This window comes from Streptomyces sp. NPDC059524, assembly GCF_042749255.1.
Classification (GTDB): Bacteria; Actinomycetota; Actinomycetes; order Streptomycetales; family Streptomycetaceae; genus Streptomyces; species Streptomyces xanthii.
In genome coordinates this window covers 1-14,088 of sequence record NZ_JBHYTK010000073.1, presented here as the reverse complement: position 1 = coordinate 14,088, position 14,088 = coordinate 1, and the positions used below count along the sequence as shown (strand labels likewise).

General features: G+C 71.7%; 9 protein-coding genes. 6 read left to right on the top strand and 3 right to left on the bottom strand.

The window, feature by feature from the left end:
- Positions 1–127: 127 nt before the first annotated feature.
- Together ACFW9D_RS21105 and ACFW9D_RS21100 are read left to right on the top strand one after the other, a co-directional pair.
- A complete protein-coding gene (locus ACFW9D_RS21105) occupies positions 128–2,410 on the top strand; it encodes a hypothetical protein (protein ID WP_384623793.1) in 2,283 nt (760 codons plus the stop codon).
- Positions 2,411–2,442: 32 nt separating this feature from the next.
- On the top strand, positions 2,443–2,988 hold the full coding sequence (locus tag ACFW9D_RS21100; protein ID WP_384623791.1) for a hypothetical protein: 546 nt from the start codon (positions 2,443–2,445) through the stop codon (positions 2,986–2,988).
- Positions 2,989–3,027: 39 nt separating this feature from the next.
- On the opposite strand, the gene ACFW9D_RS21095 is transcribed toward ACFW9D_RS21100, so the two are convergent.
- Genes ACFW9D_RS21095 through eccB form a run of 3 tightly spaced genes read right to left on the bottom strand, consistent with a single transcriptional unit; the run spans position 3,028 to position 6,100 of the window.
- Positions 3,028–3,246, bottom strand: coding sequence for a hypothetical protein (locus ACFW9D_RS21095; protein ID WP_188336527.1), 219 nt, complete (start codon positions 3,244–3,246; stop codon positions 3,028–3,030).
- Positions 3,243–4,532, bottom strand: a complete 1,290-nt coding sequence (mycP, locus tag ACFW9D_RS21090; protein WP_384623790.1) for a type VII secretion-associated serine protease mycosin — start codon at positions 4,530–4,532, stop codon at positions 3,243–3,245. Before mycP ends, ACFW9D_RS21095 begins: the two co-directional genes overlap by 4 nt.
- A gap of 38 nt (positions 4,533–4,570) precedes the next feature.
- Complete coding sequence (gene eccB, locus ACFW9D_RS21085; RefSeq protein ID WP_384623788.1) at positions 4,571–6,100, bottom strand: type VII secretion protein EccB; 1,530 nt, start codon at positions 6,098–6,100, stop codon at positions 4,571–4,573.
- Between the two features lie 240 nt (positions 6,101–6,340).
- Between eccB and eccE the strand changes: the two genes are divergently transcribed.
- From eccE to ACFW9D_RS21065, 4 genes are all read left to right on the top strand, one after another.
- Positions 6,341–7,735, top strand: a complete 1,395-nt coding sequence (gene eccE, locus ACFW9D_RS21080; RefSeq protein ID WP_384623786.1) for a type VII secretion protein EccE — start codon at positions 6,341–6,343, stop codon at positions 7,733–7,735.
- A complete protein-coding gene (locus tag ACFW9D_RS21075; RefSeq protein WP_188336531.1) occupies positions 7,735–8,472 on the top strand; it encodes a hypothetical protein in 738 nt (245 codons plus the stop codon). Before eccE ends, ACFW9D_RS21075 begins: the two co-directional genes overlap by 1 nt.
- Positions 8,473–8,748: 276 nt before the next feature.
- Positions 8,749–11,772, top strand: a complete 3,024-nt coding sequence (locus ACFW9D_RS21070) for an SCO5717 family growth-regulating ATPase (RefSeq protein WP_384623784.1) — start codon at positions 8,749–8,751, stop codon at positions 11,770–11,772.
- Between the two features lie 265 nt (positions 11,773–12,037).
- Entirely contained in the window at positions 12,038–13,936 is a 1,899-nt protein-coding gene (locus ACFW9D_RS21065; RefSeq protein WP_188336533.1) for an ABC transporter substrate-binding protein, read from the top strand.
- The last annotated feature ends 152 nt before the right edge of the window (positions 13,937–14,088 follow it).

The window sequence follows — 14,088 nt, the reverse complement described above, 5'->3', positions numbered from 1 at the left end:
TCGTGTCGTCCGATGGTCCGAGGTCCTCGTGAGCGAGGGCCGGCGGCGGGGCCGCGGGGCGGCGGCGCCCTCCCCTCGTCATCAGCGCTACGGGACGTATCAGAAGTAGAGGAAGAGACGGTCGGTCATGGATCTCGACGCACTGCGCTTCGCCAACTTCACGTCGCTCGACGAAGCGGTGGCCGACTGGAAGCTGCTCGTGCAGCATCTCGTGGACCTCAAGAAGGACGCGGAGGACGGGCTGCACAAGGCGGCGAACCAGGCCAACTGGGCCGGGGTGAACGCCCAGGTGTCCAAGGAGTTCATCGGCAAGACGGCCGGTGAGTTCGCGGACGCGCACACGCAGGCGACGACCGTCCACAACATCCTGAGCGACACCCGTGACGAGCTCAAGCAGCACAAGAAGGACCTCGAGGCCGCGATCGACCGCGGGCTGAAGAAGAACCTGACCGTCATGGACACGGGTGGCGGCGGATTCACCGTCACCATGAACATCCATCCGGACCGCGCCGCGAAGGGGACCACGGTCCCCGAGCACAGCGAGAGCGATGTCACCGCTCTGCGTGACGAGGTGCAGGGCATCCTGCAGAAGGCCACCGACAGCGACGCCTCGGCGGCCAAGGTGCTGAAGGCCGTCGCGGACACCGCGCGGATGGGCTTCAGCGACGCCTCGTACAAGGACCGTGACGAGGCCGCGGACGCGGTCGAGGCCGCCGAGGACCTGGCCGCGATCGCGGGGAAGAAGCCCGAGGACCTCACGCCCGCGGACTTCGACAAGATCAACGCGGGTCTGTCGAAGTACAAGGACGACCCGCTGTTCGCCGAGCGGTTCGCGACGCAGCTCGGCCCGAAGAAGACGCTGGAGTTCTGGGAGGGCATCAGCGACCCGCAGGTGAACATGGAGGTCGGCAGCGAGCGCCTGGACCAGCTCGGTGACCTCCAGCGGAACCTGAGCATGACGCTCGCCACCGCGACGCGGAGCGACACAGCGGCCATGGCCGGCTGGAAGAGCGACATGATCAGACTGGGCGACCAGACGATCGGCCCCAACGGACTCGGCCCCGACGGTTTCCAGGTCATGAGCAACCTGATGCGGGCGGGCGACTACGACGACGACTTCCTCAAGAGCTACGGCACCAAGCTCATGGAGACCGAGCGCAAGCTCACCGGCGACGGAGAGCACGACAACCTGAAGTGGCGCCCGGGCTTCAGCACGCCCTGGCTCAACCGCATGGGCGAGGACAGCGGCGCCGATCCGCTCACCGGCTTCCTCAAGGGACTGTCCAACTCCCCCGACGCGGCCACGGACTTCTTCAACGAGGAGTACCTGCCGAAGGACGGCGACGACCGCAAGGAGCCCGTCGACAACTTCAAGTACCTCTTCGAGGACCGCAAGTGGCCCGAGGAGCAGAACCTGGACGGCGACGACCTGCATACGGGCCAGAACAACCTGGCGCTGGCGCTGGAGGCGGCGACGACCGGGCACCCGGCGGGCGAGCTGCCCACGGCGGACACCCCGGCGCACACGGCCGACCAGGCCAGGCTCATGCGCGAGCTGGTCGACTCGGTCTCCGAGGATCCGGACCGGCTCAAGGACAACGGCTACATGTCCGACAGCTTCGGCCAGATCGGCGCCGAGTACCTGCCGGACATCCACCGCGCGATGGCCGACGGCCCCGCCGTCGCGGGCGACGACTCCGGCTGGGACAAGCTGTACCCGCTGGCGGGCGAGGACGCGAAGCTCGACCACAACGCCGTGGCCCGCTTCCTGGTGACGACCAGCCAGAACCCGGAGGGGTACGCGGCGTTGAACGTCGGCGAGAAGGCGTACACGGCCAGCCTCATGGACTACCACCTCAACCCGGACCTGCCCGAGGACCAGCGCTACCCGCACGACGCCAAGGACACGATCACCAGTCTGTCGCGCAAGTCCGGTGAGTTCAACGGGCTTCTCGCGCAGGGGCGTCAGGAGGCCGTGCTCGGCCCGGCCGGCGAGAAGGACGGCGACTTCGACCACGCGGTCAGCCAGAAGAAGAACGTCATCTCCGGCATCGTGGGCACCGGCGTCGGCATCGGGACGAGCTTCATCGCCTCGCCGGTCGTCGGCGCGGCCGCCGGAGGCGCGGCGGGCACCGTCACCTCGGTCGTCATGGAGGCCTTCTTCAAGGACGACGAGGGGCACTACCGCTCCGAGGCCGGACACGACGTCGCCACGCGGTGGGAGACCATCAAGGACTCGGCCACGAACGCGAACTACGCCGCGGCGAACGAGGCGGCCAAGGCGCACCACGCGAACTACACCGACCAGATCGACACGTGGGTGAGCGAGGGCACCGCGACCGGCTTCAACGACGCGAACACCGACATCCACGCCATGGCCAAGGACCTCGACACCGAGATCCCCAGCTGACCCCAGTCGTCTCCCGGATGATGGACAGACACATGCACACCTTTCCGTTCGGTGGCCTCCGCGCGGCCGCACTCGTCGTCGGAGCGGCGCTGCTCGGTGCCTCGACCGTCGGATGCTCGTCGTCCGAGCCCGAGCGCGCGTACGCGGTGCCGGCGGACCTGTGCGGGACACCGGTCTCCGGCAGCGCGCTGACACCTCTGCTGCCTGCCGGCGAGAAGGCCGCGCAGGAGCCGTCCGAGGCGGTCGGCGTACGGCGGTGCCGGCTGACGGTCGACGGCGAGGTGGCGCTGTCCACGTCCGTGGAGAAGCGCGCGGCCGACGTATCGGCCCAGGACGTGGCCCAGTCCGCGCAGGGCGTCGACCCCACGGACGCCGCCGCGGACAGCGGCCGCTACGTGTACGGGAAGACGGGTGCGGTCGGCCGCGTGGAGTGTCCGGCGTCCTCATCCGGGAAGGCGGACCGGTCGATCTGGGTGACGGCGCGCGTCGCCCGGAAGGCCGGCCCCGAGGACCTGCTCGCCTTCGTCAAGGCCTACGCCGCGTCGGTGGCCCGCACCGACGCCTGCGCGAAGCTGTAGGCCGGGGTCCGCCCCCGGAAGACTCCTGGTCCGGGGGCGTCAGTGCGCCGCGAGCCTCAGCATGTCGATGCCCTGCCAGATGCCCAGCCCCGCCATCACCAGCAGGCAGACGCGGCCCACCACGACGCTCGACGTCGTGAGTTCCTCGCCCGACGGGTAGGTGCGGCTGCGCAGCGCGCGCCACCGGTCGGCCGGCACACAGGCCATCAGGATCAGCAGCGCGGCCAGGACGAACAGGGTGACCGCCATGCCGGTCACGAGCCCGCCCCCGTACCCGTGTCCGTGCCCGTCCGTGCCTTGCGGCGCCGCGCGTCCCGTACCGCGACCGCCGTGCCGCCCAGGCCCGCCACCGCGATCAGGCCGCCGACGAGGACGTACGTGGCCAGGCGGGCGTTGCGCTCGTCCGCGGTCTCCGTGAGGGGGACCGGGAGGATCTCCGGGGGCTTGGCGTCGATGGCGTCCGGGTCCGCGTGCGGGGCCTGGATCGGGTTCTTCGGGTCCGCGATCTCGGTGACCGCGCGGACCGGGTCGACGACGCCCCAGCCGACGAGCCGGTCACGGCCGTTGATGGAACGCTCGGCGGTCTGCTCGATCTGGGCGACGACCTCCTGGGCCGTCCAGTCCTTGTGGTGCTGCTTGATCAGAGCCGCGACCGCCGCGACGTACGGCGCCGAGAAACTCGTGCCGTTGTCGGAGCAGTGGCCGCCCAGGGGGACCGTGGAGATCATGTCGACGCCCGGCGCGGCCACGCCGACGTCGTCGTTCGACTGCGAGAAGGCGGCGCGCTCGTTGTTGCGGTCCGACGCGGCGACCGCGAGGACGCCCTTGTACGAGGCCGGGTAGGTCTTCTTCACGTTGCCGCCGAGGCCGTCGTTGCCCGCGGAGGCGACGACCACGATGTTCTTCCGCAGGGCGGCGTTGACCGCGGTCTCCAGGGTGGAGCCGGGCTCCAGGGCCTTCTCCGTGTCCTGGGAGATGTTGATGACGTCGGCACGCTGGCGGATCGCGTGGTTGATCGCCTTCGCCAGGTCGTCGGAGTTGCCGTGGCCCTCGGCGTCGTTCTGCTTGATCGGGATGATCGTCGCTTCCGGGGCGAGGCCCACGAAGCCCGTGCCGCTCGCTTTGCGCGCGGCGATGATGCCGGCGACGCGCGTGCCGTGCCCGACGGTGTCGGTCGTGCCCTTCGCGTTGCCGCGGCCCTCGATCTTCTTGCCCTTGTCGTCCTTCGGCGGCAGGTAATTGCCGCCCGAGGCCACGTCCACGGCGCTCTTCAGCTGCGGGTTCTTGACGTCCACGCCCGTGTCGATGACCGCGACGCGCACGCCCTTGCCGGTGGCGCTCTGCCACAGGTCGTCGAGGTTGACGCGCTGCAGCGCCCACGGCCGGCCCGCGTACTTCTTGCCGCCGAACGTGCACTGTCCGCTGTCCGCCGCCGCCGGGGCCGCCGGCAGGGCGAGCACGGCCATCGACGCGGTCAGCGCGGTGGCCGCGGACAGGGCGGCCGGCCGCGCGGTGCGGCGGGCCCAGTTGCTGGTGATCGCCATGGTTCGGGCTTCCCCTCCTGCTCTCGTCCGCCGGTCCGCTACGAGCCCTGCGGCTGCCGTGCGGCGGCCTGCGAGAGGCGCGGTCCGGTGGGCAGGAAGGACGACCAGGTCGAGGGGATCGGGGCCGGGTCCACGTTGTCGTAGCCGAGGAGCTTGCGCGCGATCTCCGCCTCCTGCTGCTCCGCCTTGCGCTGCTTCTCCGTCGTGCCGATGCCCTTGTCGTCGGTGGCGCTGTCCGCGTTCGACTGGAGGGCGTAGCGCAGTCCGGTGTCGGTGACGAGGAAGACGCCGCCCGCCTTGGTCTCGGTGCCCTGGAACTGGCGGAAGATCTGGCCGGAGCCAGGCGTGACGTACGCGCTGGAGGAACCGGTGGGCAGGTCGGCGGGGAAGTCCGTGCCGGCCCATGTCGACAGGCTGGTGTTGCCGCCCTTGACCGAACGCAGCGTGTTGCACACCGTGTTGCGGCCGCTGGTGGCGCTCGCGCCGTTGTTGACCGTCTCGGCGCCCTGCGTGGGCCACCTGGCGCCCTCGCCCTCGAAGGGCACGCTGCCGGCGACGGCGGCCGGGTTCACCTGCACGGCCTTTCCGGTCGTGTTGGCGTCGATCAACTGGTCACTGTTGAGCAGGAGTTGGGCGGTGAACTCGGAGATACTGGCCACCTTGCCCTGGAGCACCACGTAGTACTGCATCCGCGTGCCGTCGAGCGCCTTGAGGACCGTGCCGATCTTGTCGTACTGGGCGTTGCCGCTGCCGGCGACGGCGTTCGCGGTCTGGCCGACCGGGCCGGGGACGTTCGGGATGGCGATCGGCGAGCCCTCGTGCATCGTGCGCAGCCACTCGGCGGAGACGCGCTGCGGGGCGCGCTGCTGAGTGTCGAGCGCCTTGAGCAGGCCGGGCTGCGCCGGGTTCGTGATCTTGTACGAGGTGCCGCGGGCGTCGACGACGTACTGCGCCTTGGTGACCGCGTCGGTGACGTACATGAGCTGGCCGCCGGAGAGCTTGTCGCGGCCCTCCGACTTGCCCCACTCCTTTTTCGCGAGGACGAACGCGGCCTTCTGGATGGCGCGGCCGCCGTCGCTGGGGCGCTCGCACACCATCCAGCGCTTGCCGGCCTCGGCCTCGGAGCTGGAGGGCAGGCGGTCGGGGGCGTACGGGATGCCGAGCGTGGCGCCGTGCGGGGGCTTGCCGCTGTCGAGGACCTTCTCGTCGACGGTCACGACGTCGTCCGTGTAGTCCTTGAGGAGCAGCTTGGCCGACGCCGTGTTCAGGACGGGGTGCAGCTGCTTCTGGCCGTCGGTCTTGAGGACCACGTAGCGCGTCGTCGAGTCGCTCGCCACGATCACGTTCTTCTGGGTGGCGTCCCACTCCTTGGGGGCCGCGGGGCTGAACATCCCGATGCCGCCGAAGACCGCGAGGACCACGACACCGACGATGGTGCCGGGCAGCACCGCGCGCAGCGGGCGCGGGGCGCCTTCCTCGGAGCCCGTCGGAGAGGGCTGCAGGAAGGACGCGAGCGTGCGCCGCTTCGCGAAGGTGTAGGCGTTGAGTTCGTCCCGCCGTGATGCCATCTGTGTCCGCTCTCTCCCCGTGCGGAGCCGTGGGGGCGAGTTCCCCCGGTCTTCCCCGTCTTCGGTCGACGTGATCGCCTGCGGTACGTGCCGCGGCGGTCAGACCCGGCCCCTACTATGCCTGTTGCGCCGGTGCGCGTGTGGCACGGGTAGGGTGCTGAGGCCTTCTGGCAAGGACTGTGGAACCTTCGAGGGGCCTTTGCGCATGGGATTTCGGGAGAGTTCGGGGGGTTTGGAGTGATGGCTTCCGCAACGCGGGCTCGATCGCGGTCGCAATCGAGGTCACGATCGGGTGACCGTTCGCGGCAGGGTTCCCCACAGGGGTCCCCCACTCCTTCACAGGCACCACACATTCCGGAGCGGGGCGGACGCGGTGCGCGGTCCGGCGGCGCTCCGTACCGAGGTGCCGTCTCCCCGCATCTGAAGTCGCGCTCGGGCCGCGGCGGCTCGTTCGGCGTGCAGCGGCTCGTGATGATCGAGCTGGCCGCCGCGCTGGTCGTGTGCGGCTGGGTGATCGGCACGGTCGCGCTGATCGCGACGGGCGCGGTCGCCGCCCTGCTCCTGCTGCTGGCGCTCGTACGCCGCCGGGGGCGCTCCCTGCCGGAGTGGCTGGGCACGATCCTCGCCCTGCGCGCCCGCAAGCGGCGCGCGGCGGGCGTGCCGGTGCCGCCGGGCACGGAGCCGGGCCTCGCACCCGCCGTGGAGTGCGACCCGAGTCTGCGCACGTACAGCTACAACCGGGGCGACGACCGGGACCAGCGTCCCGTCGGCATGGTCGGTGACGGGGGCTTCCTGACCGCGGTGCTCCAGGTCGAGTCGGACGCCACCGCGCTGCGCGCCGAGCGCAGCCGGCGCCCGCTGCCGGTGGCCCTGGTGCGGGACGCGCTGGAGGTCGACGGCATCCGACTGGAGTCGGCGCAGATCGTGCTGCACACCCAGCCGGCGCCCGCGCTGCACCTGCCGCAGCAGTCCGTCGCGGTGAGCAACTACGCGCCGCTGCAGGCCCAGACGGGCTCGCCGGCGGTGCGCATCACCTGGATCGCGCTGAAGCTCGACCCCGAGCTGTGCCCGGAGGCCGTCGCGGCCCGCGGGGGCGGCGTGGTCGGCGCGCAGAAGAGCCTCGCGCGCGTGGCCGAGCACCTGTCGAGCCGGCTCACCGGCGCCGGGTTCCGGGCCGGTGTGCTCACCGAGGAGGAGCTGGTCGCCGCGGTCGCCACGTCCGCGTGCGCCAACCCGATGGTGACCGCGCAGGCCGGCCGCAGCGAGGCGCCGCAGCGCCGCACCGAGGAGTCCGGCCGCAGCTGGCGCTGCGACAACCGCCGGCACACGACGTACTGGGTCCGCCGCTGGCCCCAACTGGGCGGCGGGGGCACGACGTTGCCCCAGCTCGTGGCCCAGCTGACCACGGTGCCCGCGCTGGCGACGACGTTCAGCCTGACGCTCGCCCCCGGCGACCAGCAGGACGTGACGCTCACCGGCCACCTGCGCATCACCGGCCGCAGCGACAGCGAACTGACCACCGCGCGCCGGGACTTGGAGCGAGCCGCGCGCAGCGTGCGCGCGAACCTGGTCCGCCTGGACCGCGAGCAACTGCCCGGCGTTCTCGCCACTCTGCCGCTCGGAGGTGCCCGCTGATGGCCCTGACCAGCCACACCCCCGACCTCGGCGAGCGGCTGCGCACCGGTTTCGGCCTGCTCGGCCCGCGCCACCAGCGGCACTCGCTGCCGCCGGAGCACCTCGACACTCTCTCGCTGCCCATCGGCGACGACGGCGTGGTCGTCGGCGTGGACGCCGAGGGTCAGCCGGCCGTCATGGGCATCAACCGCCCGACGCCCTACGACATCGTGCTCATCGGCGGCCTGTGGACGGCGCAGGTGCTCGCGCTCCGGGCCGCCGCGACCGGCGCGCGGGTGGCCGTGGAGACGGGCCGCGCCCAGCACTGGGCGCAGCTCGTGCAGGCGGTCGGCGGCGGCCAGTCCGGCATGACCGTGCACGAGGTGGGCCGGGTCCCTCCGCAGGGCGCGTCGGCCGGCGGCCCGGTGCTGGTGATCCGCGACTGCGGCATGCGTCCGCCGCGCGGCCGGGTCGCCTCGGCGCCCTGGCAGTCCGTCCTGACGCTGCTGCCGTATCTGAGCCCGGTCGCGCCGCGGCTCATGCGGCAGGCGCGACTCGTGGGCGTGCAGCGGGTGTCCCCGGACGAGGCGGCGGAGATCGGGCGTGTGATGGGGCTGCCGCGCGGCGAGTACGAGTCGCTGCCCACCCTCGCCGACGGCGTGACGCTGTGGTGCACGGACCGGGACCGGCAGTACGTGATGACGCAGGCGACCGACGCCGAGACCGGATTGTTGGGAACCGCACGCCGGATGGACTGAGTCCGTCCCGTTCGTGGCGATTTGCCGCGCCTGTGCGGGCGTTCCCACCGGGCGCGGCCGTCACGTGACCGGGCGCACGGCCCCGACGGGTGGGGCGGGCCTGCCGTGCACGCGCCATTCGTGATTAGGCTGGGACCGGACGTACGCGTACGCCCTTGTGCGGGGCGCGGGTACGTCAGGGGGCTGGGACCCAGGGGTGAGCCCGGCGGATCGGCGAAGGACAACGGTCTCCCCCATGCACGAACACGAGGGTGCTCGACCACACCAGGAGGCATTGTGAACAGCGATCGGGACGATTACCGCGGGGGCTGGGACTCGCCCGCCGATGATCAGTCCGACGCGGAGTCCAGTGTCGAGATGACGGGCGAGTTCACCATCGACTACGCCCCTCCGGCCTGGTACACGCAGAACGCGTCGGGTGCCGGCACGCCCGAGCCCGTCACGCCCGCGGCTCCGGTGCCGCCGCCGCCCGCTCCGACCCCGCCCCCGGCTGCCGCCCCCGTGGCCCCGGAGGCCGGTTCCGGCGCGGGGAACGGGGATCTGGAGAGCGGCGCCACGATGCGGTTCTCCGCCGCCGCGCTGAAGCGGGAGTTCGAGGAGCTGGCCGCGCTCGGCGAGGACAGGTCCGGCGCCGGCGCGGCCGCCGCGCCCGCCGCCGCCCCCTCCGAGGGTGCGGCCGACAGCGAGTCGCCCCGCTCGTGGACCGATGTCCACCGGGTGGACGGCATGGGCGGTGCGGACGGTTCGGTCGGTGCGGGTGATGCGACCGGGGCTGCGGGTGCCGGTGGTTCGGAGGCGCCCGAGGCCGTGTCCGGGCCCGAGGCCGACGTGCCCGACGCGCCGCTTTCCGGTGCCGCCGACGCCTCGGCTTCCACTGACACCACCGACTCAGCCGACTCATCCGACTCATCCGGCTCTTCCGGCTCCTCCGACGACGGGGACTTCCCGCTGGCCGCCGCCGGTGGCCCGGTCGGCGAGGCCGCCGACGACGACGCCGTCGAGTCCGGCGAAGTGGAGGCCTCCGCCCCTGAGGTGCCCGAGGCACCCGAGACGCCCGAGGTCACCGACGCGCCCGCCGCACCGGAAGCGGCCCCGGAAGCCGCCCCCGCCCAGGCGGACGGCGACGTCGCGGAGCAGCCCGGTCCCGCCGCCTGGACTCCCCCGCCCGCGCCGGAAGGCGGCGTGCCTCCGCTGCCGCCCACCTTCCAGCCGGCCGAGCCGAGCGCCCCGGCACCGGCCCAGCAGTGGGCCGACCCGACGCAGGCGGCCCCGCCGGCCCCGCAGCAGCCCGCCGCGCCCCAGGGCTGGCCGGCCCAGCAGCCCCCGGCGCCCCCCGCTCCGGCCCAGCCGCAGCCTCAGGCTCAGCCGCCGGCCCAGCCCCAGGGCGGCTACGGCTTCCCGCAGCCGCAGCCGCAGCCGGCCCCGTCCGCCCCCCTGCCGGACGCCAACTCCCCTGCCCCGCAGGGTGGTTACGGCTTCCCGCAGCAGCAGCCCCCGGCCCCGCCGCAGGCCCAGCCCCAGCCGCCCGCGCAGCCCCAGCCCGGCATGCCCAACCCGCCTGCCCCGCAGGGTGGTTACGGCTTCCCGCAGCAGCAGCCGCAGCCCGGCCAGCCCCTGCCCCCGCAGCAGCAGGGCGCTCCGGTGCCGCCGCAGCAGCCGGGTGCGGGCTACGGCTTCCCCCCGCCGCAGGCCGCCGTGCCGCCGCAGGCGCCCGTACCGCCTCAGGCCGCGCAGCCGCAGCCGCAGCCGCCGGCCCAGCCCTACCTGGGTCAGCCGCAGCCGGGCCAGCAGGGTCAGCCCGGTCAGCCGCAGCCCGGTCAGCCCAGCGCCCCGCACCCGGGCCAGCCGCAGCCGCCCGCCGGCACGGACCCTCGCACGGGTGCCGCCTGGCCTCAGCCCGTGCAGCACGACCAGCGTCAGCCGACGAACGTGGGCGGTGCCCCGCTCGGTTACACGGCGGCGGTCGAGCTGTCCGCCGACCGGCTGCTCAACAACAAGAAGCAGAAGGCGAAGAGCACCCGCCCCGGCGGCGGCAACTCGCGCTTCAAGCTGGGCGGCAAGAAGGAGGAGGCCGAGCGGCAGCGGAAGCTGGACCTGATCCGCACCCCGGTGCTCTCCTGCTACCGGATCGCGGTCATCAGCCTCAAGGGCGGCGTCGGCAAGACGACGACGACCACCGCGCTCGGCTCGACGCTCGCCACGGAGCGCCAGGACAAGATCCTCGCGATCGACGCCAACCCGGACGCGGGCACCCTCGGCCGCCGCGTGCGGCGCGAGACCGGCGCCACGATCCGTGACCTGGTGCAGGCGATCCCGCATCTGCAGTCGTACATGGACATCCGGCGGTTCACCTCGCAGGCCCCGTCGGGCCTGGAGATCATCGCCAACGACGTGGACCCGGCGGTCTCGACGACGTTCAACGACGAGGACTACCGGCGCGCGATCGACGTGCTCGGCAAGCAGTACCCGATCATCCTGACGGACTCGGGCACCGGCCTGCTGTACTCGGCGATGCGCGGTGTGCTCGACCTCGCCGACCAGCTCATCATCATCTCGACCCCGTCGGTCGACGGCGCCTCCAGCGCGAGCACCACGCTCGACTGGCTCTCCGCACACGGTTACGCGGACCTGGTCTCGCGCTCGATCACGGTCATCTCGGGTGTCCGCGAGACGGGCAAGATGATCAAGGTGGAGGACATCGTCAGCCACTTCGAGACGCGCTGCCGCGGGGTCGTCGTGGTGCCGTTCGACGAGCACCTGGCGGCCGGCGCCGAGGTCGACCTCGACATGATGCGGCCCAAGGTCCGCGAGGCGTACTTCAACCTCTCGGCGATGGTCGCGGAGGACTTCGTCCGGGCCCAGCAGCAGCAGGGCCTGTGGACGCAGGCCGACGGTCAGCAGCCGCCCACGATGGCGCCGCCGATGCCGGGTCAGCAGCAGCCGTACCCGGGCCAGCAGCCGTACCCCGGTCAGCAGCCGCCGCAGGCCCCGTACCCGCAGCAGGGTGGTGTCCCGCCGCAGGCCCCGCCGCCGGGTCAGCCGGGTCAGCCGGGTCAGCCGGGTCAGCCGGGTCAGCCGGGTCAGCCGGGTCAGCCGGGTCAGCCGGGTCAGCCCGGTCAGCCCGGTCAGCCGGGTCAGCCCGGTCCGATGGCCCATCCGGGGCAACCGGGACAGCCCGGTCAGCCCGGTCAGCCCGGCCCGCAGCCCGGCTGGGGCGCCCCGCCGCCCCCGCAGCAGGCCCAGGCCGGACAGCCCGGCCCGCCCCCGGGATGGCAGCAGCCGCAGCCGCCTCAGCAGTGACAACGTGTCAGAAGGCCCGCACCGCCCGCCGGTGCGGGCCTTTTGCACACCCGGGTGCGCACCGCGCCGAAAGTGACCGCCACGCCCTGGCCTGCATCGCATCAGAGGTCTCGACCAATGTGCCAAAAATGCAGGTCAACTCGTTATTTCCGCAGGCCACATGGGGTTCACCTGCCGTTGACGTTTCTCGACAGCCGCTGGTACACACACTTCATTCGATCTGGAAAGTCCCTGCTGTGCGAGCGATGCGCGAGGTCACCGACCGATGAACAAACAGGCTCAGCAAGTCCGGCACGACCACCACGACAGAACGATCGCCCGCCCCTCCCGGCGCGGCGTACGGGTGCTCCTGGCAGCCGGTGCCGCGGCGTTCACCCTGACGGCCGGCCTGGCCACCCCGCTCAACCCCGCGCCGCAGGAGGCGCAGGCGAAGGCGGACGGCGGGAAGAAGACCCTCACGGTGGCGCTCGCGCAGAGCGTCGACTCGCTGAGCCCGTTCCTGGCGACGCGCCTGGTGAGCACCAGCGTCCACCGGCTGATGTACGAGTACCTCACCAACTACGACCCGAAGGACAACCACGTCGTCCCGGGCTTCGCCACCAAGTGGGAGTCCTCGCCGGACAAGCTGACGTGGACGTACACGATCCGCGACGACTCGAAGTGGTCGGACGGCGAGAAGGCCACCGCCAAGGACGCGGCGTTCACCTTCAACAAGATGATGACGGACGACGCGGCGGCCACCGCCAACGGCTCGTTCGTCACCAACTTCAAGAAGGTCACGGCCCCCAGTGACACCCAGCTGGTCATCGAGCTGAAGAAGCCGCAGGCGACGATGACCTCGCTCGACGTCCCGATCGTGCCGGAGCACGTGTGGAAGGACGTCAAGGACTACTCGAAGTTCAACAACGACCAGAAGTTCCCGATCGTCGGCAACGGCCCGTTCGTCCTCACGGACTACAAGACGGACCAGTACGTGAAGCTGAAGGTCAACAAGGACTTCTGGCGGAAGTCGAAGACGCCGCAGTTCGACGAGATCGTCTTCAAGACCTACAAGGACCAGGACGCCGCGGTCGCCGCGCTGCGCAAGGGCGAGGTCTCCTTCGTCGCCGGCTCCCCCGCCCTGACGCCCGCTCAGGCGGCCTCGCTCAAGGGCGAGAAGAACATCAAGGTGAACGAGGGTCCCGGCCGCCGCTTCTACGCGATCGCCGTGAACCCGGGCGCGCGCACCAAGGACGGCAAGAAGTTCGGCGACGGCAACAAGGCGCTGCTCGACCAGAAGGTCCGCCAGGCGCTGTTCCGCTCCGTCGACACCAAGACGATCGTCGACAAGGTCTTCCAGGGGCACGCCGTGCAGGGCGCGGGCTACATCCCGCCGCGCTTCAACGACTACTTCTGGCAGCCGTCGGACGGTCAGAAGCTGTCGTACGACCCCGAGGCGGCGGGCAAGCTGCTCGACGACGCGGGCTATCCGCTCAAGGACGGCAAGCGGGTCGGCAAGGACGGCAAGCCGCTGAACTTCCGCATCCTGTGCCACGCCACCGACCCGAACGACAAGGCGGTCGGCAAGTACTTGAAGGAGTGGTGGGGCGCGATCGGCATCGGCCTGAAGGTCGACTGCCTCGACGACGTGTCCGTGCCCTGGTACGCGGGTGAGTACGACCTCGCCTTCGACGGCTGGTCGGTGAACCCGGACCCGGACTTCGTGCTCGGCATCCACACGTGTGCGGCGCTGCCCGCGAAGGCCAAGGAGAGCGCGGCCACCGACAACTTCATCTGCGACAAGAAGTTCGACGACCTGTACGGGCAGCAGCTCGCCGAGTACGACGCGGCGAAGCGCGCGGACGTCGTCAAGGACATGCAGTCCTGGCTGTACGACTCCGGGTACATGAACGTGATGGCGTACCCGAACGCGGTGGAGGCGTACCGCACGGACCAGATCAAGTCGATCACGACGATGCCCACGGCCGCGGGCAACATCTACGGCCAGGACGGGTACTGGAGCTGGTGGTCGGCGGAGCCGGCGAGCGCCTCCGACAGCTCGGACTCGGGCTCGTCGAGCTCGACCGGGGTCGTGATCGGGATCGTGATCGCCGCGCTCCTCGTCATCGGCGGCGGCGTGTTCTTCGCGATGCGGCGCCGGTCCACGGCGGACGATCGGGAGTAGTACCGCCCGAGGCCCCGCATCCCGCTCACGCGCGCGGCCGACGCCCGCACGACCAACGAGAGTTCGCATGAACCATGACAGCTGACAGCACTCCGGCGCTCGTGCAGGGCGCGGGTGGCCCCGGCGACGACCCCACCGCACCGGTGGGGGCG

Excerpts from the sequence above, each read along its gene's own strand:
- ACFW9D_RS21075 (WP_188336531.1), top strand. The coding sequence starts at position 7,735 with ATGGCCCTGACCAGCCACACCCCCGACCTCGGCGAGCGGCTGCGCACC.
- ACFW9D_RS21065 (WP_188336533.1), top strand. The coding sequence starts at position 12,038 with ATGAACAAACAGGCTCAGCAAGTCCGGCACGACCACCACGACAGAACG.
- ACFW9D_RS21105 (WP_384623793.1), top strand. The coding sequence starts at position 128 with ATGGATCTCGACGCACTGCGCTTCGCCAACTTCACGTCGCTCGACGAA.
- mycP (WP_384623790.1), bottom strand. The coding sequence starts at position 4,532 with ATGGCGATCACCAGCAACTGGGCCCGCCGCACCGCGCGGCCGGCCGCC.
- eccB (WP_384623788.1), bottom strand. The coding sequence starts at position 6,100 with ATGGCATCACGGCGGGACGAACTCAACGCCTACACCTTCGCGAAGCGG.
- ACFW9D_RS21100 (WP_384623791.1), top strand. The coding sequence starts at position 2,443 with ATGCACACCTTTCCGTTCGGTGGCCTCCGCGCGGCCGCACTCGTCGTC.
- eccE (WP_384623786.1), top strand. The coding sequence starts at position 6,341 with ATGGCTTCCGCAACGCGGGCTCGATCGCGGTCGCAATCGAGGTCACGA.